The sequence below is a fragment of the Crenalkalicoccus roseus genome, from assembly GCF_004761865.1.
In the GTDB taxonomy this organism is placed as follows: domain Bacteria; phylum Pseudomonadota; class Alphaproteobacteria; order Acetobacterales; family Acetobacteraceae; genus Crenalkalicoccus; species Crenalkalicoccus roseus.
In genome coordinates this window covers 50104-75715 of the sequence record NZ_SJDM01000015.1, presented here as the reverse complement: position 1 = coordinate 75715, position 25612 = coordinate 50104, and the positions used below count along the sequence as shown (strand labels likewise).

Genomic DNA, 25612 nt, shown 5'->3' with positions numbered 1-25612 from the left:
CGCGGCAGCGGGCGGCGCCGCCGCCGGGCCGCGCGCCAGCGCCGCCTCGACATCCGCCTTGACGATGCGCCCGCCGGGGCCGCTGCCGCGGAGCCGCCCGAGGTCGAGCCCCGCCTGCTTCGCCATGCGCCGCGCCAGCGGGCTGGCGAAGACGCGCTCCGCGCCGGCATGGCCGTTCCCCCGCGCGGCGGCGGGCCGGGGCGCCGGCATCGCGACGGGCTGCTCCGCCGCGCCGGCGACCTCGCCGCCGGACTGCGTCACCGCCGCGATCGCCGGGGCCTGGCTCGCGGACTGGGCGGGCCCGGGCGCCGGCGCGGCGCCGGCGGGCACCTCCTCGCCCTCCTCGACCAGCACGGCGATCGGGTCGTTCACCTTCACGCCCTGGGTGCCGTCGCCGACCAGGATGCGGCCGAGGATCCCCTCCTCCACCGCCTCCACCTCCATGGTCGCCTTGTCGGTCTCGATCTCGGCGATCACGTCGCCGGCGCGGATCCGGTCGCCCTCCTTCTTCAGCCAGCGGGCGAGCGTGCCCTCCGTCATGGTGGGGGAGAGCGCCGGCATCAGGATGTTGGTCGCCATCGGTCCCGCCCCCTAGCGGTAGGTCACGCGCTTCGCCGCGTCCACGATCTCGGCGACCGAGGGCAGCGCCAGCTTCTCCAGGTTGGCGGCGTAGGGCATCGGCACGTCCTTGCCGCAGACGCGCACGGGCGGCGCGTCCAGCCAGTCGAAGGCGAGCTCGATCACCCGCATCGCCACCTCGGTGCCGATGTTGGCGTAGGGCCAGCCCTCCTCCACCGTCACCAGCCGGTTGGTCTTGCGCACCGAGGCGGCGATCGCCTCCGCGTCCAGCGGGCGGAGGGAGCGGAGGTTGATCACCTCCGCCTCGATGCCCTGCCCCGCCAGCTCCTCGGCCGCCTGCATCGCCCAGGTGACGGCGATGGAGTAGGCGACGATGGTCACGTCCTTCCCCGGCCGCTCCACCTTCGCCTTGCCGAGCGGCAGCACGAAATCCTCCGCCGTCGGGCATTCGAAGGTGTGGCCGTAGAGGATCTCGTTCTCCAGCACGATCACCGGGTTGGGGTCGCGGATCGCGGCGCGCAGCAGCCCCTTGGCGTCGGCCGAGGACCAGGGCGCCACCACCTTCAGCCCCGGCACGTGCGCGTACCAGGAGGCGAAGCACTGGCTGTGCTGCGCCGCGACGCGCGCCGCGGCGCCGTTCGGGCCGCGGAACACGATCGGGCAGCCGAGCTGGCCGCCCGACATGTACAGCGTCTTGGCGGCGCTGTTGATGATCTGGTCGATCGCCTGCATGGAGAAGTTGAAGGTCATGAACTCCACGATCGGCCTGAGCCCCGTGAAGGCCGCGCCCACCGCCATGCCGGTGAAGCCGTGCTCCGTGATCGGGGTGTCGATCACCCGCTTCGGGCCGAACTCGTCGAGCAGCCCCTGGGAGACCTTGTAGGCGCCCTGGTACTGCGCGACCTCCTCGCCCATCAGGAAGACGCGGTCGTCGGCGCGCATCTCCGCGGCCATGGCGTCGCGCAGCGCCTCGCGCACCGTGATCGGCCTGGTCGGGCCCCAGTCCTTCTCCGGGGCCGCGGCGGCCTCGCCCGCCTTGGCCGCGCCCTCCTCCCGCGCCTGGCCGCGCGCGGCGATGGCGGCGTGGTCCTCGGCCTGTTGCGCGACCTGCCCGACGGCCGGGCTCGCCGCCGCGGGCGGGGCGGGCTGGCGCGTCACCGGGCCGGGCTGGCCCGGCGCCTGCGGCTGCGCCGCCGCGCCGCCGCCGTTCAGCTCGGCGATCGGGGTGTTCACCGCCACCCCCTCGGTGCCCTCGGGGACGAGGATGCGCGTGATCCTCCCCTCGTCCACCGCCTCCACCTCCATGGTCGCCTTGTCGGTCTCGATCTCGGCGATCACGTCGCCGGCGCGGACCTCGTCGCCCTCCTTCTTCAGCCAGCGGGCGAGCTTGCCCTCCGTCATGGTGGGGGAGAGCGCCGGCATCAGGATCTGGGTGCCCATCTCAGCGCGCCTCCTCCACCAGCACGTCGGTCCAGAGCTCGCTCTCCGGCGGCTCCGGGCTCTGCTGCGCGAAGTCGGCGGCGTCCTGGACGATCGCCTTCACCTCGTCGTCCACCTTCCTGAGCTCGGCCTCGCCCACCCCCTGCTCCGCCAGCATGCGCCGCGCCGTCTCGATCGGGTCGGACTGCTCGCGCATCCGCTGCACCTCCTCGCGGGTGCGGTACTTGGCCGGGTCGGACATGGAGTGGCCGCGGTAGCGGTAGGTCTTCATCTCGAGGAGGTAGGGGCCCTTGCCCTCGCGGCAGTGGGCGACGGCGCGCTCGCCCGCCTCCTTCACCGCGGTGACGTCCATGCCGTTCACCTGCTCGCCCGGGATGCCCCAGGGAGCGCCGTTCTTGGAGAGGTCGCGCGAGGCGCTGGCGCGCTCCACGCTGGTGCCCATGCCGTACTTGTTGTTCTCGATGATGTAGACCACCGGCAGCTTCATCAGCGCGGCCAGGTTGAAGCTCTCGTACACCTGCCCCTGGTTCGAGGCGCCCTCGCCGAAATAGGTGAGGCAGACATTGTCGTTGCCGCGATACCAGTTGGCGAAGGCGAGGCCGGTGCCGAGCGAGACCTGGGCGCCGACGATGCCGTGGCCGCCGTAGAAGCCCTTCTCGCGGCTGAACATGTGCATCGAGCCGCCCTTGCCCTTGGAGTAGCCGCCGATGCGCCCCGTCAGCTCCGCCATCACGCCGCGCGCCTCCATGCCGCAGGCGAGCATGTGCCCGTGGTCGCGGTAGCTCGTGATCACCTGGTCGCCGGGCTCGAGGCACATCTGCATGCCCACCACCACGGCCTCCTGGCCGATGTAGAGGTGGCAGAAGCCGCCGATCAGCCCCATGCCGTAGAGCTGGCCCGCCTTCTCCTCGAAGCGGCGGATCAGCAGCATGTCGCGGTAGGCCTGGAGCAGCTCCTCCCGCCCCATCGCGGGCTCCCTGGTGCCGCGCGTGCGGCGCCTGGCCGTCGCGCTTTCCGCTCCCTGGGCCATGCGGCTCCTCCCATCCCCGATCCCGTTCGCTGCACTTACGCGCAGGCCGAGGCGCCTGCAAGCAGAGGGATGGCGGCAAAATCCTTGCGCCGCAACGCAATACGGCGCTTAACCGGATCACGGTTAATTTGGCGCCGGCGGCGCGCCGCCCGGCGCAAGACCCGTGCGCGGCCCCGCAGCGCCGCGCAAGGATCGCAAAGCGCCGCCCCGGAGCCGCGGGAGGGCGGGGCGGTCAGTGCAGGCGGCGGCCGGGCTCGTAGGGGATCACCAGCTCGTCGCGGCCGACCATGTTGAGCAGGGCGCGCGCGCGCTCCTCGAGCTGGTCGCGGTCGAGCTCCGCGCCGCGCAGGCCGCTCACCCGGCGTTCCAGCGCGTCGCGCTCGGCCTCGGCGCGGGCGAGGATGGCGCGCGCCTCCGCGATGTCGGCGAGGCGCCTCTCCCGCGCCTGCAGGCCGTAATCCCCGTGCACCGCGTGCCAGGCGAAATAGCCGCAGAGCAGCGCGAAGCAGAGCGGCGGCAGGGCGTCCCGCGCCCGCCGCTTCAACGCCCGACCGAAGGACATCAGAGCCCCCTCTTCCCCCGATGCAGAGGCAACCAGCCTTGCCGCCGCCCGGTCAAGCGATTCGGCGCGGCCGGGCTCAGCGCCGCAGCACCGTCCGCCCCGCGTAGCGCGCCGCCGGGCCGAGCCCCTGCTCGATGCGGATGAGCTGGTTGTACTTGGCCAGGCGGTCGGAGCGGCTGAGCGAGCCGGTCTTGATCTGCCCGCAATTGGTCGCCACGGCGAGGTCGGCGATGGTCGCGTCCTCGGTCTCGCCGGAGCGGTGCGACATCACGGCGCGGTAGCCGGCGCGGTGCGCGACCTCCACCGCCTCCAGCGTCTCGGTCAGGGTGCCGATCTGGTTCACCTTCACCAGGACGGCATTGCCCACCCCCCGCTCGATGCCCTGGCGCAGCCGCTCCGGGTTGGTGACGAAGAGGTCGTCGCCGACCAGCTGCAGCTTCGCGCCCAGCCGCTCGGTCAGCAGCGCCCACCCCTCCCAGTCGTCCTCCGAGCAGCCGTCCTCGATGGAGACGATCGGCCACTTGGCGCAGAGCGCGGCCAGGTAGTCCACCATGCCCCCCCGGTCGAGGGTCTTGCCCTCGCCCTCCAGCACGTACTTGCCGTCCCTGAAGAACTCGGTCGCGGCGCAGTCGAGGGCGAAGACCACGTCGTCGCCCACCCGGTGGCCCGCCGCCTCGCAGGCCCTGGCGATGAAGGACAGCGCCTCGTCGGCGGACTTCAGGTTGGGGGCGAAGCCGCCCTCGTCGCCGACATTGGTGTTGTGCCCGGCGTCGTGCAGCGCCTTGCGCAGCGCCGCGAACACCTCGGCGCCGATGCGCGCCGCGTCGGCCGCGGTCCCGGCGGCGACGGGCATGATCATGAACTCCTGGATGTCGATCGGGTTGTCGGCGTGCTTGCCGCCGTTGATGATGTTCATCATCGGCACCGGCAGGGTGCGGGCGAAGACGCCGCCGACATAGCGGTAGAGCGGCTGGCCGAGATCCTCGGCTGCCGCCTTCGCCACCGCCAGGCTCACCGCCAGCATCGCGTTGGCGCCGAGCCGCGCCTTGTTCGGCGTGCCGTCCAGCTCGATCATGATCTCGTCGATCTTGACCTGCTCGGTGGGGTCCATGCCGGAGAGCGCGTCGAAGATCTCGCCCTCGACATTGGCCACCGCCTTCAGCACGCCCCTGCCGCCGTAGCGCGCCTTGTCGCCGTCGCGCAGCTCCACCGCCTCGTGCGCGCCGGTGGAGGCGCCGGAGGGCACGGCGGCGCGGCCGACCGCGCCGCTGTCGAGCGTCACCTCCGCCTCCACCGTGGGGTTGCCGCGGCTGTCAAGGATCTCGCGGGCGAGGATATCGACGATGGCGGCCATGGGCGTCTCCGGAACCTGCTGCGCGGCGGATACCGGGCGGGACGGCGCCGGGCAAGGCCCGGCGCGGCGTGCCGGCGCCCCCTTCCCGCCGCCTTGCCTCCCCGCCAGCGCCGGCGCACCCTGCCGCGGGGCGAGTGGGCGCGGCCGCCGCGCCGGGGCATCCCCCGGCGGCTCCCGCCGGGCGGGCGGGCGCGCGGGGACGGAACGAGAGGACTGGCATGAGCACGGGCTACGAGGGCTACCAGCGGCTCCGCTTCGACCGGCCGCATCCGCGCGTCGTGCGCATCACCATGGACAACGGCCGCATGAACACCGCCGACGCCGTGATGCACGCCGAGCTGGCGCGCGTCTGGCGCGACCTCGACGCGGACGACAGCGCGAACTGCGCCATCATCACCGGCGCCGGCAGGACCTTCTCCGCCGGCGGCGATTTCGGCATGGTGCGCGAGATCATGACGGATTTCGAGGCGCGCACCCGCGTCTGGCGCGAGGCGCGCGACCTCGTCTACAACATCGTCAACTGCCGCAAGCCCGTGGTCAGCGCCATGCGGGGCGTGGCGGTGGGGGCGGGCCTCGTGTGCGGCATCCTCGCCGACGTCTCCATCGCCAGCAAAGACTGCCGCATCACGGACGGGCACACCCGCCTCGGCGTCGCGGCCGGCGACCACGCGGTGATCATCTGGCCGCTGCTCTGCGGCATGGCCAAGGCGAAGTACTACCTGCTCACCTGCGACGTGCTGAACGGCGCGGAGGCGGAGCGGATCGGGCTGATCTCCCTCGCCGTCGAAGATGCGGAGCTGGACGCCAGGGCGGTGGAGGTGGCCGCGCGCCTCGCCGAGGGCGCGCAGAGCGCCATCCGCTTCACCAAGTACGCGCTGAACAACTGGCTGCGCATGGCGGGGCCCGGCTTCGACGCCTCCCTCGCCATGGAGTTCATGGGCTTCACCGGGCCCGAGGTGAAGGAGGGGCTGGAATCCCACCTGGAGAAGCGGGCGCCGCGCTTCCCGCCGGGCAGCGAGGCCTAGGGCAGAGGGCCAAGGCGGCGGCAAGGCGCGCCGGGGCCGGCCTTGCCGCCGCGCCGCCGGCGGCGCCATAGTCGCGCCCGAGGAGGAGGAAGCGTGCCATGGCGAGGCTTGCGGGCAAGGTCGCCCTCATCACCGGCGCCGGCACCGGCATCGGCCGCTGCACGGCCGAGCTCTTCGCGCGCGAGGGCGCCCGCGTGGCGATCGCCGAGATCGACGCGGCGAGCGGGGAGGAGACGGCGCACCGCATCGCCGCCGCCGGGGGCGAGGCGATCGCCCTCCGCGCCGATGTCGGCGAGCCGGAGAGCATCGAGGCCGCCATCCGCCGCGCCGCGCGGCATTTCGGCGGGCTGCACGTGCTGCACAACAACGCCGGCGGCTCCACCGGCGCGGATGCCAGCGCCGTCGAGGCGCCGCTCGAGGAGTTCTGGCGCGCCATCCGCCTCGACCTGTTCGGCACCTTCCTCGGCTGCCGCTTCGGCATCCCGGAGATCATCCGCTCGGGCGGCGGCGCGGTGATCAACATGGCCTCGGTGGTAGCGCTGATGGGCTTCCCGGGGCGCGACTGCTACACCGCGGCCAAGGGCGGCGTCGCGGCGCTGACCCGCTCGCTCGCCGTGCAGTTCGGCCGCCAGGGCGTGCGGGTCAACGCCATCGCCCCGACCGTGACGCTGACCGAGCGGGTGCGCGGGCTGCTCGCCGGCAGCCCCGCCATGCAGGCGCTGTCCGAGCAGCACCTGCTCGGCCTCGGCGAACCCCGCGACATGGCGCAGGCGGCGCTCTACCTCGCCTCGGACGAATCCCGCCTCGTCACCGGCGTGATCCTGCCGGTGGACAGCGGCCTGCTGGTGGTGTGATGGGCGCGACCGCCGACATAGGCTTCCTCGGCCTCGGCCGGATGGGCGCGCCGATGGCGGAGCGGCTGCTCGGCCCGGAGGTGCGGCTGCACGTCTTCGACCCGCGGCCGGAGGCGGTGGCGCCCTCGCCGCGCGCGGCGCCGTGGCGCACGGCTCGCCGAAGGCGGTCGCCGACGCCGCCGCCATCGTGTTCGCCTGCCTGCCGGACGGCGCGGTGAGCGAGCGGGTGGCGCTCGGCCCCGAGGGCGTGGTCCATGGCGGCGCCATCCGCATCCATGCGGAGACGTCCACCATCGGCCGCCCCGCGGCGGAGCGCATCGCCAAGGGGCTGGCGGCGCGCGGCATCGCGATGGTGGACACGCCGATCAGCGGCGGCCCGCCCGGCGCGCGCGCCGGCACGCTGGCGCTGATGGTCGCCGGCCCGCCCGAGGCCGTGGCGGCGCTGCGCCCCTTCCTGGAGCGCCTCGGCAGGCGGCTGTTCGTGCTCGGCGAGGCGCCCGGCCAGGGCCAGGTGATGAAGCTCGTGAACAACCTGCTGATCGCCGCCAACATGGCCTCGGCCTTCGAGGCGCTGGCCATGGGGGCGAAGGCCGGGCTCGACCCCGACACCATGGTCGAGGTGGTGAACGCCGGCACCGGGCGCAGCTTCGTCACCACCGACATGATGCCGGCGGTGCTGGACCGGCGCTTCGGCTTCGGCGCCACCATCGCCGTGGTGGACAAGGATGTGCGCCTCGGGCTCGAGGAGGCGGCGGCGCTCGGGGTGCCGATGTGGGTGATCGAGCAGGCGGCGCGGCTCTGGCGCTTCGCCGCCACCCAGGGCATGGCGGGCGACGACATCTCGGAGCTGGCGCGGCTGGTCGAGGGCTGGGCCGGCGCCGAGATCCGCGGCCGCCGGCGGGAGGGCTGAGATGGACGCCGCCTGGAGGCCGCCCCCCGCGCTCGTCGCGCGGGCGCAGGCGACGCGGCTGGCGCGGGACCTCGGCTGCGCGGATTTCCCGGCGCTCTACCGCCTCTCGGTGGAGGCGCCCGACGCCTACTGGCGGCACCTGATGGGCTTCCTCCGCATCGCCTGGTCGCGCCCGCCCGCGGGCTATGTGGAGCTGCCCGAGGGCCCCGCCTTCCCGAACTGGTTCCCGGGCGGCGAGCTCAACTGGGTGGACAGCGTGCTCGCCTGGGGCCGCGACCCGGCGCGGCGCGCCGCCCCGGCGGTGATCGCCGAGCGCGAGGACGGCGCGGTGCGCAGCCTCTCCTGGGCGGAGCTGGAGGCGCGCACCCTCGGCTTCGCCGCCGGGCTGCGCGCGCTCGGCCTCGGGCGCGGCGACCGCGTCGGGCTGCTGATGGAGGGCGGCATCGAGGCGGTGGTGTCCTTCCTCGGCATCTCCGCGCTCGGCGCCGTCTGCGTGCCGCTGTTCAGCGGCTTCGGGGTGGACGCCATCCATGCCCGCCTGTCGGGGTGCGGGGCGCGGGCGCTGGTCGCCACCGGCGGCTTCCGCCGGCGCGGGCGGTGGGTGGACATCGCCGCGGTGATCGGGGAGGTGCGCCCGCGCCTGCCGGCGCTCGAGGTGCTGATCCTCAAGGGCGGCGCCCTGCCGGGGGCGGTGGCGTGGGAGGAGGTGGCGGCGCCCCCGGCGCCCGACCTGCCCGCCCGCATGGGGCCGGACGCGCCGATGATGGTGATCTACACCTCCGGCACCACGGGGAAGCCCAAGGGCGCGGTGCACACCCATGGCGGCTTCCCGCTGAAGATCGCGCATGACGCGGCGGTGCATTTCGACATCGCCCCGGACGACCGCTTCTGCTGGCCGGCCGACATGGGCTGGGTGGCCGGCCCGCTGGTCCTGTGCAGCGCGCTGATGCGCGGCGCCACCCTCGTCACCTATGACGGCGCGCCGGACGTCCCCGACCGGGGCCGCATGGCGGCGCTGATCGGGCGCCATCGCGTCACCCATTACGGCGCCTCGCCGACGCTGATCCGCAGCCTGGCGGCGCAGGAATCCCGCGCGCTGGCCGCCGACCGCTCCTCGCTGCGCCTGCTGGTGACGGCGGGCGAGGGCATCGATCCCGAGCACTTCCTCTGGTACCAGGACCGCTTCGGCGAGGGGCGCTGCCCGGTCATCAACTACACCGGCGGCACCGAGGTCTCGGGCGGGCTGCTCGGCAACGTGCCGGTGCTGCCGATCGTGCCGGCCGGCTTCAACGCCGCCTCCCCCGGCATCCGGGTGGAGGTGCTGGACGAGGCGGGGCGCCCGGTGCGCGACCAGATCGGGGAGCTTGCCGTGCTCGCGCCCTTCGTCGGCATGACGCGCGCCTTCTGGCAGGACCGGGAGCGCTACCTCGACACCTACTGGTCGCGCTTCCCCGGCGTCTGGGTGCATGGCGACCTGGCGCTGCGGCGCGCCTCCGACGGCGTGTTCTTCCTGCGCGGCCGTTCCGACGACACGCTGAAGATCGCGGGCAAGCGCCTGGGCTCGGCGGAGGTGGAGGAGGTGCTGCTGGAACTGCGCGGCGTGGCCGAGGCGGCGGCGATCGGGGTCGAGGACGCGGCGAAGGGACAGAGGCTGGTGGTGTTCCTCGTCCCCGCGCCGGACGCGCCGCCGGACCTCGCCGCGGCGGCGGTGCCGCATGTCGAGAAGCGCCTCGGCCGCGCCTTCCGCCCGGCCGCGGTGCACGTGGTGGCGGAACTGCCGAAGACCCGCAGCCTGAAGATCATGCGGCGGGTGATCCGCAACCTCTACGCCGGCCAGCCGCCGGGCGACCTCTCGGCGCTCGACAACCCCTCGGCGCTGGCGCCGCTGCAGGCGCTGGCGGAGCGGGAGGGCCGCCAGGGCTCCTGACGGCGCCTACCAGTACCAGGGATGGTGCCGCCAGGGCCGGTAGCCCCAGCCGCGATAGACGCCGAAGCCGAGGGAGACGCTCGGCCCCGCATAGTATCCCGGATGATAGGAGGGGTAGGGCTGGTAGTAGCCGTAGGGCCAGGCCGGCACCGCATGGCCGTAGGGCACGGCCGGGAGCGGGGCGACGCCCGCCGTCACCTGGTTCCCGGAGGCGGCCATGCACTGCGCGTAGGCGGCGTCATAGGCCTGCTGCAGGGCATGGCCCGAGGCCTGCGCCGTGCCCGCGCCGATGGCCGACCCCGCGAGCAGCCCGGCGCCGGCGCCGACCGCCGCCCCCGTTCCGGCCGCGCCGCCGGCCGCGCCGAGCAGCGCCCCCGCCGCCGCGCCGAGCCCGGCCCCCACCGCCGCGCTGCCGATTGCCGCCTGGTTCGCCGCCTGCGCGGGAGAGGCGCCGCCGATCACCGCCATGGCGTAGTTCCGGCAGCCGAAATCCTCCTGCTGGAACCGCCCGAGATCCTTGCCCGCGGGCGGCATGGCGAGGACCGTCGGGCCGGCGGGCGGCGCGACGGCGCAGGCGGACAGGCCCGCCAGGGCGAGGAGGGCGGCAATCCTGCACGGCAGCGTCATGGCACGCCTCCCGGAGCGGATCGCGCCGGCCAAAGGCGCGACCCTGCCCGAACGCGGTGGGATGGCGCCGCCGCGGCCGGGCGGCGACGGCCCCGGCGCCAGGCCTTCCGCGCCGGCGGGAAGGAGGCGGGGGCGGCGCATGTCACGCCGCGCCCCGGGCGAGAATGCGCCGGAAAAGCGGCACCGCGGCGGCGAGGTCGGCCACCGCCACCCGCTCCCGCGGCGTGTGCGCGGTCTCGATCGTGCCCGGCCCCAGCACCACGCAGGGGGCGAGGGCCTGCAGCTCCGCCGCGTCGGTGCCGTAGGGGACGGTGCGCGGCGCGGCGCCGGCGAGCTCCGCGGCGAGGCGGACCAGCGGGTGGTCCTCCGCCAGCTCGGGCGGCGGCCCCTCGGCGGCGGTGCGCAGCTCGAGGCCGTGGCGCGCCGCGGCCTCCCGCACCTCGGCCAGGATCGGGGCGGGGTCCACGCCGCGGCTGTAGCGGAACTTGATGCGGGCGGTGGCGAGCGGCACGGTCACGTTCACCGCCGTGCCGTGGTTGTCGAGCACCAGGTTGAAGTCGGAGAAGGGCGGGTCGTAGGCCGGGTCCTGCCAGGCGGGGTCGACGCGCAGCCGCGCGTGGAGCGCGCGCATCTCCATCAGGAAGGGGATCAGCGCCCAGTTGGCGTTGCGCCCCTCGCCGGTCGAGGAATGCGCCTGCACCCCGCGCGCGACGACGTGGATGTCGGTCGAGGCGCGGTGCCCGCGCACCGGCACGAGGCCGGTCGGCTCCGCCACCACGATGCCCTTCAGGCCGAGGGAGCGCGCGAGGGCGCTGCCCGCGACGGCGCGGGCGCCCGCCTTGGTGGTCTCCTCGTCGCAGGTGAGGAGCAGCGTCACCGGCACCTCCGCCGGCAGGGACCGCGCCGCGAGGAGGCAGGCGGCGACCGGCCCCTTCATGTCGGCCGCCCCGAGGCCGTGCAGCACCCCCGCGGCATCGAGCCGCGGGGCCCAGGGATCCTCCTCCCACCCCGTCTCCGGCACGGTGTCCATGTGGCCGGAGAGGGCGTAGCCGCCCGGCGGCCCGCGATGCGCGACCAGGGCGCGCTTGGCCACCCCGTTCGCGTCCGTGTAGTCCAGCCGCTCCAGCGCGAAGCCGGCGAGCTCCCGCTCGATGCGCTCGGCGATCGGCAGGTTGGAGACGGCGCTGCGGCTGTCGATCGCGACCAGCTCGGCGGTCAGGCGGGCCAGGCTTGCGGCGAGGTCGTCCATGCAACGGTAGCTTGTCGCGCAGGCGCGGAAGGGCAAGTCTCCGCCGCATGGACCCGCTGGCCTATCTCGATCCCCGCAGTGGCCGCACCTGGCCGCTCGACCCGCCGCGCTGGCGCGCGGATGACGGCGCGCCGCTGCTCCTGACCGACATGCCCGGCCTGGCGCCGGAGGCGATCGAGAGCGGGGAGCGCAGCCTGTGGCGCTACCGCGCCGCGCTGCCCCCGCTGGCGGGCGAGCCGATCAGCATGGGCGAGGGCTGCACGCCGCTGCTGCCCCGCGCCATCGCCGGCGCCACCGCGCTGCTGAAGTGCGAGTGGATGATGCCGACCGGCTCCTTCAAGGACCGCGGGGCGAGCGTGATGCTCTCGCTGCTGCGCGCGCAGGGCGTCGCGGAGGTGCTGGAGGACAGCTCCGGCAACGGCGGCGCGGCGATCGCGGCCTATGCGGCGGCGGGCGGGATGCGGGCGCGCATCATGGTCCCGGCCGCGACCTCCCCGGCCAAGACGGTGCAGGCGCGCGCCGCCGGGGCGGAGATCGTGTTGGTGCCGGGCAGCCGGCAGGACTGCGCCGAGGCGGCGCTGCGCGAGGCGGAGCGGATCTTCTACGCCTCGCACAACTGGCACCCCTTCTTCCTGCAGGGCACCAAGACGCTGGCCTACGAGCTGTGGGAGGATCTCGGCTTCCAGGCGCCGGACAACGTGATCGTCCCCTGCGGGGCGGGGTCGAACGTGCTCGGCTGCGGCATCGGCTTCGCCGAGCTGCTGCGGGCCGGGCAGATCCGCTCCCTGCCGCGCCTGTTCGCCGCCCAGCCGGCCAACTGCGCCCCCATCGCCCGCGCCTTCCTGCGGCTGGAACCGGCGGCGCCGCAGCCGACCATCGCCGAGGGCACCGCCATCGCCGCCCCGATCCGCCTGCGCGAGTGCATCGGCGTGCTGCGCCAGACCCGGGGCGGGGCGGTGATGCTGAGCGAGGCGGAGATCGGCGCCGCCACGCTCGAGCTGGCCCGCGGCGGGATCCATGTGGAGCCGACCTCCGCCCAGGCGGCGGCGGCCTTCGCCAGGCTGCTGCGCGCCGGCACCATCCGGCCGGAGGAGCGGACGGTGGTGGTGCTGACCGGCAGCGGCCTCAAGGCCACGCCCCGCATCGCGGAGCTGCTCGGCCTCGCGGTGTAGGGCCGGGGCGCGCCGGCCGGCGGCTTGATGGCGCCGCCGGCGCTGGCATGGTGCGCCGATGCGATTCCCCTTCCTCGCCTCCCACCCCCGCGTCGCCCTGGTGCGGCTTTCGGGCGCGATCACGCCCCGCCCGGGCCTCGGCGGCGGCCTCAGCCTCGCCAACACCGGGCCGCTGCTCGACCGCGCCTTCGCGCTGCGGCGCCTCGCGGCGGTGTTCATCGTGGTCAACTCGCCGGGCGGCTCGCCGGTGCAGTCGAGCCTGATCGCCGGCCGCATCCGCCAGCTCGCGGAGCGGCGGAAGCTGCCGGTGGTGGCCTGCGTCGAGGACGCCGCCGCCTCGGGCGGCTACTGGCTCGCCTGCGCGGCCGACGAGATCGTGGCCGACCCGGCCTCGATCCTCGGCTCGATCGGGGTGATCGCGGCCGGCTTCGGCTTCCAGGAGGCGCTCGAGAAGCTCGGCGTCGAGCGGCGCGTCCGCACCGCCGGGGCGGAGAAGAGCTTCTGGGACCCCTTCCGCCCCGAGAAGCCGGAGGATGCCGCCCGCCTGCAGGCCCTGCTCGCCGCGCTGCACGAGGAGTTCACCGCCTGGGTCCGCGCCCGCCGCGGCGACCGGCTGAAGGAGGGGGAGGAGGAGCTGTTCACCGGCCGGTTCTGGACCGGCCGCCGCGCCGTCGCCCTCGGCCTCGCCGACCGGCTCGGCGACGCGGCGGGGGAGGCGCGGCGGCGCTTCGGCGACAGGGTGCGGATCATCCCGGTGGGCGAACGCCGCCGGCCGCTGCTGATGCGCTTCCTGCCGGGCGTCGGCGCCGGCGCCGCCGAGGGGATGCTGGCGGCGCTGGAGGAGCGGGCGGCCTGGGCGCGGCTCGGGCTCTGAGCGCGGCTACCCCCCGCTCACCTGCCGGATCCATTCCTGGAGGTTGTAGTAGGTGGTGACGCGCGCAATCCGCCCCTGCCGCACCTCGAAGAAGGCGCCGGCGGGCAGGCTGTAGCGCTGGCCGCGCGCCGGGGGCAGGGCGGCGTCGGTGGCGAGGTACTCGCCCTCCACCGTGAACTCCGCCGCGGCGCGGCGGCCGGTGGCGTCCGCCATCACCACGAGGTCGCGGATCCGCTCCCGGTAGGAATAGTCCATGTGGGCGAGGAAGCGGCGGAACGCCTCGCGCCCGGTCTCGCGCGGCCCCTGGTTGACGTCGTGGACCACGTCCTCGGCGAGCAGGGCGAGCATCGCCTCGCGGTCGCCGCGGTCGAAGGCGGCGTAGTAGTCGCGGATCAGGGCTTCGGTCGGGGTCATGGGTCGGCTCCCGCTGTCTCGGGGCGCTTCCTTGCCGGAACCGCCGCCCCCCCTTAATGGTGCGCCGCACCAGAGCGGCCAATCCCGACGCATGCCCGACGCCCCGACCGACGCGACCCGCACGCCGAGCTTCCAGGAGCTGATCCTGAGGCTGCACGCCTACTGGGCCGATCAGGGCTGCGTGATCCTGCAGCCCTACGACATGGAGGTGGGCGCGGGCACCTTCCACCCCGCCACCACGCTGCGCGCGCTCGGCCCGAAGCCGTGGAAGGCCGCCTACGTGCAGCCGAGCCGCCGCCCGACCGACGGGCGCTACGGCGAGAACCCGAACCGCCTGCAGCACTACTACCAGTACCAGGTGCTGCTGAAGCCCTCCCCGCCCGACCCGCAGGCGCTGCTGATCGGCAGCTACCGCGCGCTCGGCATCGACCCGCTGCTGCACGACATCCGCTTCGTCGAGGACGACTGGGAGAGCCCGACCCTCGGCGCCTGGGGCCTCGGGTGGGAGGTGTGGTGCGACGGCATGGAGGTGACGCAGTTCACCTACTTCCAGCAGGTCGGCGGCATCGCCTGCGAGGTGCCCTCCTGCGAGCTGACCTACGGCCTCGAGCGCCTGGCGATGTACATCCAGGGGGTCGAGAACGTGTACGACCTCGACTTCAACGGCCGGGGCGTCACCTACGGCGAGGTGTTCCTGCGGGCGGAGCGGGAGTACAGCGCGCACAATTTCGAGCACGCTGACGTCGCGATGCTGTTCCGCCACTTCGAGGACGCGGAGAGGGAGTGCGCGGCGCTGCTGCGCCACGGCCTGGCGCTGCCCGCCTACGACCAGTGCATCAAGGCGAGCCACCGCTTCAACCTGCTCGACGCGCGCGGCGCCATCAGCGCCACCGAGCGCGCCGCCTACATCGCCCGGGTGCGGGCGCTGGCGAAGGGCTGCTGCGAGGCGTGGCTGGCGGGGGAGGCGGCCGGTGCCTGAGCTGCTGCTCGAACTCCTCTCCGAGGAGATCCCGGCGCGCATGCAGCGCGAGGCGGCGCAGCGCCTCGCCGCCGAGGTGGACGCGGCCCTCGCCGGCGCCCGTGCCGGGCAGGGCGTGCGCGAGGCGTTCCACGGCCCGCGCCGCATCGGGGTGTGGGGCGAGTACCTGGCCGAGCTGCCCGCCGCGCGCACCGAGGTCGCCGGGCCGCGGCTCGACGCCCCGGCGGCGGCGCTCGAGGGGTTCCTGCGCAAGAACGCCGCCACGCGCGAGGAGCTGGCGCAGGAGAACGGGCGCTGGATCCTGCGCCGGACCACGCCGGCGGTGCCGACGCGCGAGGTGATCGCGCGCGAATTCCCGGGCCTGATCCGCCGCCTGCCCTGGCCGAAATCCATGCGCTGGGGCGAGAGCGCCTTCACCTGGGTGCGGCCGCTGCACCGCATCCTCTGCGTCTTCGACGGCGCGCCGGTGCGCTTCGCGCTGGCGCAGGGCGCGGACGCGGCGCACGGCCTGGCCGCGGGCGACCTCACCGAGGGCCACCGGGTGATGGCGCCCGGCGCCTTCGCCGTGCAGGACCTCGCCGGCTACCGCGAGACGCTGCGCGAGCGGCGCGTGGTGCTGGACGCCGCCGAGCGCGAGGCGCTGATCGAATCCGGCCTCGCCCGCCTCGCCGCCGCCGAGGGGCTGGAGGTGGTGCCGGACCGCGGCCTGCTCGCCGAGGTGGCGGGCCTCGTGGAATGGCCGGTGCCGCTGCTCGGGCGCATCGACGACGCCTTCATGGACCTGCCGCCCGAGGTGATGCGCACCACCATGCGCGTGAACCAGCGCTACTTCGCGCTGCGCCACCCGGACGGGCGCGCCGCCGCGCGCTTCGCGCTGGTCGCGAACATCGAGGCGCGGGACGGCGGCGCCGCCATCGTCGCCGGCAACGAGCGGGTGCTGCGCGCCCGCCTCGCCGACGCGCGCTTCTTCTGGGACCAGGACCGGAAGCAGACGCTGGAGAGCTTCCTGCCGCGGCTCGAGCACGTGGTGTTCTACGAGAAGCTCGGCACGCAGGGGGAGCGGGTGAGCCGGCTGGAGACGCTGGCCGCGGCGATCGCGCCCATGATCGGCGCCGACCGGGCGCTGGCGACGCGCGCGGCGCGGCTGGCCAAGGCCGACCTCGCCAGCGGCATGGTCGGCGAGTTCCCCGAGCTGCAGGGCGTGATGGGCCGCTACTACGCGCTGCACGGCGGCGAGGACCCCCGCGTGGCGGAGGCGATCGCGGCGCATTACCGCCCGCTCGGCCCCGGCGACGCGGTGCCGGACGAGAAGGTGGCCATCGCCGTGGCGCTGGCGGACAAGCTCGACCAGCTCGCCGGCTTCTTCGCGGTGGGCGAGAGGCCGACCGGCTCGGGCGATCCCTTCGCGCTGCGCCGCGCCGCGCTCGGCGTGATCCGCATCGTGCGGGAGAACGGGCTCCGGCTGCCGATCGCCCGCATCTTCCACGAGTTTGGGCCGATCTGGCCGGCGCCCCCCCCGGTGCGCGAGGTGCTCGACTTCATCGCCGAGCGCCTGCGCGTGCAGCTCCGCGCCGAGGGCGCGCGCCACGACCTGGTCGCCGCCGTGTTCGGCGCCACGCCCGACGACGACCTGGTGCGCCTGCTCGCGCGCGCCGAGGCGCTGCGCGGCCTGCTGGAATCGCCGGACGGCGCCAACCTGCTCGCCGCCTACCGGCGCGCCGCCAACATCCTGCGCATCGAGGAGCGGAAGGACGGCCCGTTCCGCCCCGCCGCCGATCCCGCCCTGTTCGCGCAGGCGGAGGAGAGGGCGCTCGCCGCCGCGCTCGACGCCGCCGAGCCGGCGGCGCGCGCGCGCATCGCCGCCGAGGACTTTGCCGGCGCCATGGCCGCCCTCGCCGCGCTGCGCGCCCCGGTGGACGCCTTCTTCGATCGCGTGACGGTGAACGATCCGGTTCCGGAACTCCGGCGCAATCGGCTAGGTTTGCTCGCCAGGCTGCGCTCCGCCATGGATGCCGTCGCCGACCTGTCGAAGATCGAGGGCTGAGGGGGCGGCCGCGGCGCCGCGCCCCGCCCCGCAGCTTGCAGAGGGATCACCCGCCCATGACCAAGTGGGTCTACAGCTTCGGTGCCGGCCGCAACGAGGGGCGCGCGGAGATGCGCGACCTGCTCGGCGGCAAGGGCGCGAACCTGGCGGAGATGGCCAGCATCGGCCTGCCCGTGCCGCCCGGCTTCACCATCACCACCGAGGTCTGCACCTACTACTACGCGCATGAGCGCCAGTATCCCGCCGACCTGCGCGACCAGGTGGCGGAGGCGCTGCGGCGGGTGGAGGAGGCGGTCGGCGCCCGCTTCGGGGACACGCACAGGCCGCTCCTGGTCTCGGTCCGCTCCGGCGCCCGCGTCTCCATGCCGGGGATGATGGACACGGTGCTGAACCTCGGCCTGAACGACGCCACGGTGGACGGCCTCGCGGCGGCCTCGGGCGACGCGCGCTTCGCCTGGGACAGCTACCGCCGCTTCATCCAGATGTACGGCGGCGTCGTGCTCGGCGTGGACCACCACCGCTTCGAGGAGATCATCGAGCACGTCAAGCTCGACCGCGGGGTGATCGAGGACACCGAGCTCACCGCGCAGGACTGGCACCGGGTGGTGGACGGCTACAAGGAGATGGTGCGCGAGGCGATCGGCCGCCCCTTCCCGCAGGACCCGGAGGAGCAGCTCTGGGGCGCCATCGGCGCGGTGTTCGGAAGCTGGATGAACCAGCGCGCCATCACCTACCGCCGCCTGCACGACATCCCCTCCGAATGGGGCACGGCGGTGAACGTGCAGGCGATGGTGTTCGGCAACATGGGCGAGGACTGCGCCACCGGCGTCTGCTTCACCCGCGACCCCTCCACCGGCGAGAACGTCTTCTACGGCGAGTACCTGGTGAACGCGCAGGGCGAGGACGTGGTGGCCGGCATCCGCACGCCGCAGCCGATGTCGAAGGCCCGCGCCAAGCCCGGCGAGCGGCCGATGGAGGAGGTGATGCCGCAGGCCTACGCGGAGCTCTGCCGCGTGCGCGAGGTGCTGGAGCGGCACTACCGCGACATGCAGGACATCGAGTTCACCGTGCAGCGCAACAGGCTCTACGTGCTGCAGACGCGCAACGGCAAGCGCACCGCCGCCGCCTCGCTGAAGATCGCGGTGGACATGGCGCGCGAGGGGCTGATCGACGAGGCGGAGGCGGTGCGCCGGGTCAACCCCGGCGCGCTGGACCAGCTCCTGCACCCCACGCTCGACCCGAAGGCGCCGCGCAAGCTGCTCTCCAAGGGCCTGCCCGCCTCTCCGGGCGCGGCCTGCGGCGCGGTGGTGTTCTCCGCCGACGAGGCGGAGCTGCGCGCCGCCAAGGGCGAGAGCGTGATCCTGGTGCGCATCGAGACCAGCCCCGAGGACATCCACGGCATGCACGCCGCCAAGGGCATCCTCACCACCCGCGGCGGCATGACCAGCCACGCCGCGGTGGTGGCGCGCGGCATGGGCCGCCCCTGCGTCGCCGGCGCCGGCGGCATCACCGTGGACTACGCCAGCCAGCAGCTCATGGCCGGCGGCCAGGTGGTCCGCGCCGGGGAGACCATCACGCTCGACGGCGGCACCGGCGAGGTGTTCGTCGGCAGCGTGGCGATGATCGAGCCCAACATGTCGGGCGACTTCGCCACGCTGATGGAATGGGCCGACAAGGTGCGCCGCCTGCGCGTGCGCGCCAACGCCGAGACGCCGCTCGACGCCGAGACGGCGCGCAAATTCGGCGCCGAGGGCATCGGCCTGTGCCGCACCGAGCACATGTTCTTCGACCCCGAGCGCATCGGCGCGGTGCGGCAGATGATCATGGCCGAGACCGAGCGCGGCCGCCGCGACGCGCTCTCCCGCCTGCTGCCCTTCCAGCGCCAGGACTTCGCCGAGCTGTTCCGCATCATGGCCGGGCTGCCGGTGACCATCCGCCTGCTCGACCCGCCGCTGCACGAGTTCCTGCCGCACTCCGCGGCCGAGATCGCGGAGGTGGCGGAGTCGCTCGGCGCCGACGTCGCGGCGATGCAGCGCCGCGCCGCCGAGCTGGCCGAGGCGAACCCGATGCTCGGCCACCGCGGCTGCCGCCTCGGCATCACCTACCCCGAGATCTACGAGATGCAGGCGCGCGCCATCTTCGAGGCCGCGGTCGAGGTGGCGCGGGAGACGCGCAAGGCCCCGGTGCCGGAGATCATGATCCCCCTCGTCGCCACCAGGCGCGAGCTGGAGATCACCCGCGCCATGGTGGACCGGGTGGCGCAGGAGGTCTTCGCCGAGACCGGCTACCACGTCGAGTACTACGTCGGCACCATGATCGAGCTGCCGCGCGCCGCCCTGACCGCGGACCGCATCGCCGAGGCGGGCGACTTCTTCAGCTTCGGCACCAACGACCTGACGCAGACCACCTTCGGCCTGTCGCGCGACGACGCCGGCAAGTTCCTGCCGCACTACGTCGAGAAGGGCATCCTGCCCAAGGACCCGTTCGTCTCCATCGACGTCGAGGGCGTCGGCGCGCTGGTGCGCATCGCCGCCGAGAAGGGCCGCGCGGTGAAGCCGGAGCTGAAGCTCGGCATCTGCGGCGAGCATGGCGGCGACCCGGCCTCCATCCAGTTCTGCGAGGAGATCGGGCTCGACTACGTCTCCTGCTCGCCCTACCGCGTGCCGGTGGCGCGCCTCGCCGCGGCGCAGGCGGCGCTGCAGGGCGGCGGCGTGGACCGCACCGCCTAGCGCCACCTCATCCCGCGTGCGCCGCGCCCGGCGAGGCGCCGCCGCGGCGCTACCCGGCGGCGCCCTGGGCGCGCCGCGAGGCCAGGGCGTAGGGCATGGCCGCGAAGTCGCGCAGCCGCCGCTCCACCGCGGCGAAGGCGCTGCGCTGCGCGGGCGAAAGCGGCGCGTCCGGCGTCTCGGTGCGGTGCGCGAGGTAGCGTGCGACGCTGCCCGCGCCGCGCCGGTGCGCGGCGGCGACCAGGCCGGCCTCGGTCAGCGGCACCGCCTCGCCGTCGAGCCCGCGCACCGTGCCGCCGGCGCGCGCCAGGCTGCCGTTGCGTTCGAGCTGCGCCTCGGCGCGGCGCAGGAAGGCGTCCATGGCCGCCTCCTGCGCCGCCGGGCTGGCGAGGAAGTCGGCCTCCGAGGCCACGCCGTGGCGGGCGGCCAGCGCGGTCCAGCCGCCCGCCGCGTCCTGCCAGCCGATGTCGCGCAGCGCCACGGGCAGCATCTGGTAGCGGCCGAGGGCGCCCGAGGCCGGGTTGCGCGCCGCGTGGCCCTGCCCCGGCCCGGCGCCGCCGCTCTCCAGCCGGGCGATGGTCTGGCGGAAGGGGCTGCCGGCCTCCGCCGGGGCGGCCTGGGGAAGCCGGATCGGCCGGGGCGAGGCGGGGCGGGGCCCGGCCGGCCCCTGCGGCCCTTCCATCGCCCGCGCCAGCTCCCGCTTGAAGGCGCCTGGCTTCGCGGCCGGCCGCGGCTTGCCCGCGACCCGTTCCATGCTGGCGGCCTTGCCCGCCGGTGCTGCCCGTTCCATGCCGCGAGCCTCGGCCGGCCGGGTTAAGCCTCCGTTGCGCCGCCGCCCGGCAACCCTGCCGCCGCGCCGGCCGTTCCGCAGCTCGGCTTGCAGGAGACCCCGCGCCATGCCCGAGCAGGACACCCCACAACCCCCGCAGAAGCAGGACCGCCAGCCCGGCCTCGAGGGAGAGATGCGGCCGCAGCCGCGCGACCGGATGGAGGGCTGGCGCGCCAGCGGCAAGCTCGCCGGCAAGACCGCCCTCGTCACCGGCGGCGATTCCGGCATCGGCCGCGCGGTGGCGATCGGCTTCGCCAAGGAGGGCGCGGATGTCGCCATCCTCTACAAGGACGAGCACGAGGACGCCGAGGAGACGAAGCGCCACATCGAGGCCGCCGGGCGCAAGTGCTTCGCCATGGCCGGCGACATCGGCGATGCCGCCTTCTGCCGCGAGGCGGTGGCGAAGGCGGTGCGGGCGCTCGGCGGGCGGCTCGACATCCTGGTGAACAACGCCGCCGAGCAGCATGTCTGCAAGGATTTCGCCGCGATCCCGGAGGACCAGGTGGAGCGGACCTTCCGCACCAACATCCTGTCCATGTTCTGGGTGACCAAGGCGGCGCTGCCGCACATGCCCGAGGGGGGCGCGATCATCAACAGCACCTCCATCACCGCCTACCGGGGCAGCCCGGAGCTGATCGACTACGCCTCGACCAAGGGCGCGATCCTGGCCTTCACCCGCAGCCTGTCCCAGGCGCTGTGGGAGCAGCGCAGGATCCGCGTCAACGCGGTGGCGCCGGGCCCGATCTGGACGCCGCTGATCCCCGCGAGCTTCGACGAGGAGCGCACGGCCAGGCACGGCGAGGGCTCCACCATGGGCCGCGCCGGCCAGCCGGACGAGGTGGCGCCGAGCTACATCTTCCTCGCGAGCGAGGCGGACAGCAGCTACATCTTCGGCCAGACGCTGCACCCGAACGGCGGCACGGTGGTGAACGGCTGAGCGGGGCGGGCCGGTGCGGGTGTGGGCCTGGCCGGGACGGCCTGCCCCCCGCGCCGCAGCCCCGAGGAGCGCCCCAGATCCTGGCAAGCCGGTGTCCTCCCCGAGGACCGGGCGCTCTGGTCCATCGGCAGGGCCGGGGAGGTCCGGGCTGCACGGCTGAATTGCCGGGCACTCACCGGCTTCGTGCGGCAGGGCCTGCCGCGGCGCCGGGGTCGGCCTAGCCTGAGCCCGCCCCGGCGGGCGGCGTGCCCGAAGCGGTCCGCCCCCGCCGGCGCCTCGCCGCGGGAGGTGGTCCGTCGGCCCCGACCCTTCCCCGCGAAACCCTTGCGTCGGCGCTATGTTCCTGGTATGTTCCATATCCCCGCCGGACCCGCCCGATGCCCCGCCCCCATCAGCGCCTCCCCCCCGACCTCCTCCCGCCCGACTTCGTGGCACGCCACGACCTCGTCCGCCGTCTGGTCACCGACCCGGTCGAAAGGCTCACGCCGCCCCATCCCTGGGCGCCGATGACCGATGCGGAGTGGCACCTCCTCCGCCCGCTCCTGCCCGGCAGCACCGCCGGCGGCGCCGGCCGCCCGCTCGCCGATCCGCGCGCGCGGCTCGACGCCATCTTCCGCGCCGTCACCCTGAAGCGCCCGGCCGCGCAGGGCGGCGGCCGCGCTCCCTGGGGCGCCCTGCCGCCGGAATACGGCAAGGCCGACACCGTCGCGCGCCTGTTCCGCCGCTGGGCGCGGCAGGGGCTGTGGGAGCGGCTGCTGCGCCTGGTCTCCGGCCGCGCCACGCCGCTCCTCCTCGGCCTGCGCTGGCGGGTCTGCTGCGCCTTCCGCCGCGCCATCCGCCTGCTCGGCCTGCGCGCCATCGTGCTGGCCCGCCGCCTCGGCCTGTTCAGCGCCCTGCCCGGCCCCTCGACGCTGGTGCCGGATCCGGATTTGTCCGAACTCTACCAGGGCGTGATCCGGCGCACGCTCGACCGGCTGCGCGAGAGGCCGGAATGGCGCCCGCCGCGCCGGGTGTGGCGCGTCTTCCGCGGCATGCTGCGCCTCGCCGGCGGCCGCGCCCGCCTGCCCCGCCACCTGGAGCCGGCATGAGCCGCCGCGCGGTTGACGGCCGGTCGCGCGGTGCGCGAGGCTCGCCCGAACCCGAGAGGCGACGCCGATCATGAGCCCGCTCGACCAGCCGCGCCCGCCGCGCAACAGCGACCTCGACGCCGCGCTCGCCGAGGCGCACGAGGCCTACGCCGCCCGCCGGCCGCGCAGCGCCGCCCTGCACGCGAGGGCGCGCGAGGTCATGCCGGGCGGCAACACCCGCACCGTGCTGTTCTACACCCCCTTCCCCACCGCCATGGCGCGCGGCGAGGGCTGCCGGCTGTGGGATGTGGACGGCAACGCGTATCTCGACCTGCTCGGCGAATACACCGCCGGCCTGTTCGGCCATTCCGAGCGGCGCATCCTCGATGCGGTGAAGCGGGCGCTCGATGGCGGCATCAACCTCGCCGCGGTGGGCGAGAAGGAGGGTGAGCTCGCCTCGCTCATCGTCGGGCGCTTCCCCTCGATCGAGATGGTGCGCTTCACCAACAGCGGCACCGAGGCGAATCTGATGGCGCTCGCCGCCGCGCGCGGCTTCACCGGGCGGGTGAAGACGATGGTGATGCGCGGCGGCTACCATGGCGGGGTGCTGACCTTCGCCACCGAGCACAGCCCGGTGAACGTGCCGATCCCCCTCGCCTTCGCCGACTACAACGACGCGGAGGGGGCGCGGCGCGCCATCCTGGCCGAGGGCGATCAGCTCGCCGCGGTGCTGGTGGAGCCGATGCTCGGCTCGGGCGGCTGCATCCCGGCCACGCGCGAGTTCCTGGCCGCGCTGCGCGAGGCGACGCGCGAGACCGGCGCGGTGCTGATCTTCGACGAGGTGATGACCAGCCGCCACGCCGCGGGCGGGCTGCAGCAGCGCCTAGGCGTCACGCCCGACATGACCACGCTCGGCAAGTACATGGCCGGCGGGATGAGCTTCGGCGCCTTCGGCGGGCGGCGCGACATCATGGCGGTGTTCGACGGCCACCGCCCCGGCGCGCTGCCCCATGCCGGCACCTTCAACAACAACGTCTGGTCCATGGCGGCGGGCTGCGTCGCGATGGGCGAGATCTTCGGCGCCGAGGCGGCGGAGGCGCTGTTCGCCCGCGGCGAGCGGCTGCGCGAGCGGCTGAACGCCGCCTGCGCGCGGGCGGGCGTGGCGATGCGGTTCACCGGCGCGGGCTCCATGCTCACCGTGCATTTCCGCGCCGGGCCCATCACCGCCCCCTACGCGGCGAGCGAGGCCGAGAACAAGCTGCGCGAGCTCTACTTCTTCGACATGCTGGCGGCCGGCATCTACCTGGCCCGGCGCGGCATGGCGGCGCTCTCCCTGCCGGTGACGGAGGCCGACTGCGACCGCTACCTGGCCGCTGTCGAGGAGTTCATCGCCGCGCGCCGCCCCCTGCTCGGCGCCGCCGCCTGATGCCGCCCTGGCTCCACCCCCTCCGGCCGGGCTAGGGTGCGTCGCCATGGCCCCCTCCGACCGTCCCAGGCCGGCCTCTGCCGGTCCGCGCCGCACCCTGCTGCTGACCGGCGCCTCGCGCGGCATCGGCCACGCCACGGTGCAGGTGTTCTCCGCCGCCGGCTGGCGCGTCCTCACCGTCTCCCGCCAGCCCTTCCCGGAACAGTGCCCCTGGGAGATGGGGCCGGAGGACCACATCCAGGCCGACCTGGCGAGCCCGGAGGACACGCTGCGCGCCGTCGCCGAGGTGAGGCGGCGGCTGGAGCCCGAGGGCGGGCGGCTGGAGGCGCTGGTGAACAACGCCGGCATCTCGCCCAAGGGGCCGGGCGGCAGCCGCCTCGGCAGCATCGAGACCACGCTCGACGACTGGAAGTGGGTGTTCCAGGTGAATTTCTTCGCCCCCATCATGCTCGCCCGCGGGCTGGTGGAGGAGCTGACGCGCGCCCGCGGCTCGGTGGTGAACGTCACCTCCATCGCCGGCAGCCGGGTGCATCCCTTCGCCGGCGCGGCCTACGCCACCTCCAAGGCGGCGCTGATGGCGCTGACGCGCGAGATGGCGCACGATTTCGGCCCGCTCGGCGTGCGGGTGAACGCGCTGAGCCCGGGGGAGATCGACACCTCGATCCTCTCCCCCGGCACCGAGAGGATCGTGCAGGAGCAGATCCCGATGCGCCGCCTCGGCAAGCCGGCCGAGGTGGCGAAGGCGATCTACTTCCTCTGCACCGAGGCCTCCTCCTACGTGAACGGCGCCGAGATCCACGTGAACGGCGGCCAGCACGTCTGACGGCGGCTACCGCCCGCCGCCCACCGGCAGCAGCGCCGCGTTGACGTAGCTCGCGGCGTCGGAGAGCAGCCACAGCACCGCCTCCGCCACCTCCTCCGCCGTGCCGCCACGCCCCATCGGCACGCCGGCGGAGAGCTTCGCCACCCGGTCGGGGAAGCCGGCCGCGGCGTGGATCTCGGTGTCGATCAGGCCGGGGTTCACGGCGTTCACGCGGATGCCCTCGGCCGCCACCTCGCGCGCGAGGCCGACCGTCAACGTGTCCACCGCTCCCTTGCTCGCGGCGTAGTGGATCCACTCGCCCCCGCCGCCGATCTCCGAGGCGCGGGAGGAGATGTTGACGATCGCGCCGCCCCGCCCGCCGCGTGCGGTGGACATGCGCCGCACCGCCTCCCGGCAGCAGGCGGCGAGGCCGACGACGTTGGTCGCCATCACCTGCGTCCAGGTTGCGTCGGTGGTCTCGGCCAGGCGCTGGCGCGGGCCGGTGATGCCGGCGCTGGTCACCAGCCCGTCCAGCCGCCCGAAGCGCGCGTCCAGGGCGGCGAAGCTCAGCGCGACCGCCTCCGGGTCGGCGACATCGGCCTGCAGCGACAGCGTCTCGGCGCCGGCGGCGCGCGCCGCCCGCTCGGTCTCCGCCGCGCGGGCGGCGTTGCTGGCGTAGGTGAAGACGACATTCCAGCCGCGCGCCGCCGCGAGCCGCACCGTGGCGGCGCCGATGCCGCGCCCGCCGCCTGTCACCATCAGCACCCTGCGTTCCGCCATGCCTC

General features: G+C 74.7%; 24 protein-coding genes and 1 pseudogene. 15 read left to right on the top strand and 10 right to left on the bottom strand.

The window, feature by feature from the left end:
- The 5 genes from ET526_RS12205 to eno form a co-directional block, all read right to left on the bottom strand.
- Positions 1–579 (bottom strand): biotin/lipoyl-containing protein (locus ET526_RS12205; RefSeq protein ID WP_135467984.1); only part of this gene is annotated, 579 nt, incomplete at its 3' end.
- A gap of 12 nt (positions 580–591) precedes the next feature.
- Positions 592–2019: a pyruvate dehydrogenase complex E1 component subunit beta gene (locus ET526_RS12200; protein WP_135467983.1), complete on the bottom strand. Its 1428-nt coding sequence runs from the start codon at positions 2017–2019 to the stop codon at positions 592–594.
- A gap of 1 nt (position 2020) precedes the next feature.
- Positions 2021–2986, bottom strand: a complete 966-nt coding sequence (pdhA, locus tag ET526_RS12195) for a pyruvate dehydrogenase (acetyl-transferring) E1 component subunit alpha (RefSeq protein WP_408869764.1) — start codon at positions 2984–2986, stop codon at positions 2021–2023.
- A gap of 295 nt (positions 2987–3281) precedes the next feature.
- On the bottom strand, positions 3282–3611 hold the full coding sequence (locus tag ET526_RS12190) for an FtsB family cell division protein (RefSeq protein WP_135467981.1): 330 nt from the start codon (positions 3609–3611) through the stop codon (positions 3282–3284).
- A gap of 76 nt (positions 3612–3687) precedes the next feature.
- Positions 3688–4965 carry a phosphopyruvate hydratase gene (gene eno / locus ET526_RS12185; protein WP_135467980.1) on the bottom strand — a complete coding sequence of 426 codons (1278 nt, stop codon included), beginning with the start codon at positions 4963–4965 and terminating at the stop codon, positions 3688–3690.
- 218 nt (positions 4966–5183) lie between these two features.
- Here eno and ET526_RS12180 point away from each other — a divergent pair, with 218 nt between their 5' ends.
- The 6 genes and pseudogenes from ET526_RS12180 to ET526_RS12160 all read left to right on the top strand — a co-directional run bounded on the left by ET526_RS12180 (position 5184) and on the right by ET526_RS12160 (position 9681).
- Positions 5184–5990, top strand: coding sequence for an enoyl-CoA hydratase/isomerase family protein (locus ET526_RS12180; RefSeq protein WP_135467979.1), 807 nt, complete (start codon positions 5184–5186; stop codon positions 5988–5990).
- A gap of 98 nt (positions 5991–6088) precedes the next feature.
- Positions 6089–6844, top strand: a complete 756-nt coding sequence (locus ET526_RS12175; protein ID WP_135467978.1) for an SDR family NAD(P)-dependent oxidoreductase — start codon at positions 6089–6091, stop codon at positions 6842–6844.
- The gene (locus ET526_RS22625; protein WP_135467977.1) at positions 6844–7062 is read left to right on the top strand and encodes an NAD(P)-binding domain-containing protein; all 219 of its coding nucleotides are present in this window, start codon (positions 6844–6846) and stop codon (positions 7060–7062) included. The genes ET526_RS12175 and ET526_RS22625 overlap by 1 nt, the downstream gene beginning before the upstream one ends.
- Positions 6981–7322 (top strand): annotated as a pseudogene (locus tag ET526_RS22620) (NAD(P)-binding domain-containing protein); the annotation flags it as partial. The gene ET526_RS22625 and the pseudogene ET526_RS22620, both read left to right, overlap by 82 nt.
- A 3-nt stretch (positions 7323–7325) precedes the next feature.
- A complete protein-coding gene (locus tag ET526_RS22045; protein ID WP_275668638.1) occupies positions 7326–7754 on the top strand; it encodes an NAD-binding protein in 429 nt (142 codons plus the stop codon).
- Between the two features lies 1 nt (position 7755).
- Positions 7756–9681, top strand: a complete 1926-nt coding sequence (locus ET526_RS12160) for an AMP-binding protein (RefSeq protein WP_135467975.1) — start codon at positions 7756–7758, stop codon at positions 9679–9681.
- Positions 9682–9687: 6 nt separating this feature from the next.
- On the opposite strand, the gene ET526_RS12155 is transcribed toward ET526_RS12160, so the two are convergent.
- The gene (locus tag ET526_RS12155) at positions 9688–10308 is read right to left on the bottom strand and encodes a glycine zipper family protein (RefSeq protein WP_135467974.1); all 621 of its coding nucleotides are present in this window, start codon (positions 10306–10308) and stop codon (positions 9688–9690) included.
- A gap of 142 nt (positions 10309–10450) precedes the next feature.
- Positions 10451–11557, bottom strand: a complete 1107-nt coding sequence (locus ET526_RS12150; protein WP_135467973.1) for a M20/M25/M40 family metallo-hydrolase — start codon at positions 11555–11557, stop codon at positions 10451–10453.
- A 47-nt stretch (positions 11558–11604) separates the two neighbouring features.
- On the opposite strand from ET526_RS12150, the gene ET526_RS12145 reads away from it, so the two are divergent.
- Positions 11605–12729 (top strand): threonine synthase, encoded by a 1125-nt coding sequence (locus ET526_RS12145; protein ID WP_135467972.1) that lies wholly within the window; start codon positions 11605–11607, stop codon positions 12727–12729.
- Positions 12730–12787: 58 nt separating this feature from the next.
- Positions 12788–13603, top strand: a complete 816-nt coding sequence (locus ET526_RS12140; protein WP_135467971.1) for a S49 family peptidase — start codon at positions 12788–12790, stop codon at positions 13601–13603.
- 6 nt (positions 13604–13609) lie between these two features.
- Here ET526_RS12140 and ET526_RS12135 read toward each other — a convergent pair whose 3' ends face one another.
- Positions 13610–14017: a ketosteroid isomerase-related protein gene (locus ET526_RS12135; RefSeq protein ID WP_135467970.1), complete on the bottom strand. Its 408-nt coding sequence runs from the start codon at positions 14015–14017 to the stop codon at positions 13610–13612.
- A gap of 91 nt (positions 14018–14108) precedes the next feature.
- On the opposite strand from ET526_RS12135, the gene ET526_RS12130 reads away from it, so the two are divergent.
- The 3 genes from ET526_RS12130 to ppdK are packed head-to-tail and all read left to right on the top strand — an operon-like array spanning position 14109 to position 19769.
- On the top strand, positions 14109–14996 hold the full coding sequence (locus ET526_RS12130) for a glycine--tRNA ligase subunit alpha (protein WP_135467969.1): 888 nt from the start codon (positions 14109–14111) through the stop codon (positions 14994–14996).
- On the top strand, positions 14989–17040 hold the full coding sequence (glyS, locus tag ET526_RS12125; RefSeq protein WP_135467968.1) for a glycine--tRNA ligase subunit beta: 2052 nt from the start codon (positions 14989–14991) through the stop codon (positions 17038–17040). Before ET526_RS12130 ends, glyS begins: the two co-directional genes overlap by 8 nt.
- Before the next feature lie 56 nt (positions 17041–17096).
- Positions 17097–19769, top strand: a complete 2673-nt coding sequence (gene ppdK, locus ET526_RS12120; RefSeq protein ID WP_135467967.1) for a pyruvate, phosphate dikinase — start codon at positions 17097–17099, stop codon at positions 19767–19769.
- A 49-nt stretch (positions 19770–19818) separates the two neighbouring features.
- Here ppdK and ET526_RS12115 read toward each other — a convergent pair whose 3' ends face one another.
- On the bottom strand, positions 19819–20520 hold the full coding sequence (locus ET526_RS12115; RefSeq protein ID WP_135467966.1) for a hypothetical protein: 702 nt from the start codon (positions 20518–20520) through the stop codon (positions 19819–19821).
- A 142-nt stretch (positions 20521–20662) separates the two neighbouring features.
- On the opposite strand from ET526_RS12115, the gene ET526_RS12110 reads away from it, so the two are divergent.
- The 4 genes from ET526_RS12110 (at position 20663) to ET526_RS12095 (ending at position 24848) form a co-directional block, all read left to right on the top strand.
- Positions 20663–21532: an SDR family oxidoreductase gene (locus ET526_RS12110; protein ID WP_135467965.1), complete on the top strand. Its 870-nt coding sequence runs from the start codon at positions 20663–20665 to the stop codon at positions 21530–21532.
- A gap of 377 nt (positions 21533–21909) precedes the next feature.
- A complete protein-coding gene (locus ET526_RS12105; RefSeq protein ID WP_192898688.1) occupies positions 21910–22620 on the top strand; it encodes a transposase in 711 nt (236 codons plus the stop codon).
- A 70-nt stretch (positions 22621–22690) separates the two neighbouring features.
- Positions 22691–24025: an aspartate aminotransferase family protein gene (locus ET526_RS12100; RefSeq protein WP_135467964.1), complete on the top strand. Its 1335-nt coding sequence runs from the start codon at positions 22691–22693 to the stop codon at positions 24023–24025.
- Positions 24026–24071: 46 nt separating this feature from the next.
- The gene (locus ET526_RS12095; protein WP_135467963.1) at positions 24072–24848 is read left to right on the top strand and encodes an SDR family NAD(P)-dependent oxidoreductase; all 777 of its coding nucleotides are present in this window, start codon (positions 24072–24074) and stop codon (positions 24846–24848) included.
- Between the two features lie 6 nt (positions 24849–24854).
- Here the strand turns inward: ET526_RS12095 and ET526_RS12090 are convergent, their stop codons facing one another.
- Positions 24855–25607: an SDR family oxidoreductase gene (locus ET526_RS12090; RefSeq protein ID WP_135467962.1), complete on the bottom strand. Its 753-nt coding sequence runs from the start codon at positions 25605–25607 to the stop codon at positions 24855–24857.
- Positions 25608–25612 lie beyond the last annotated feature (5 nt).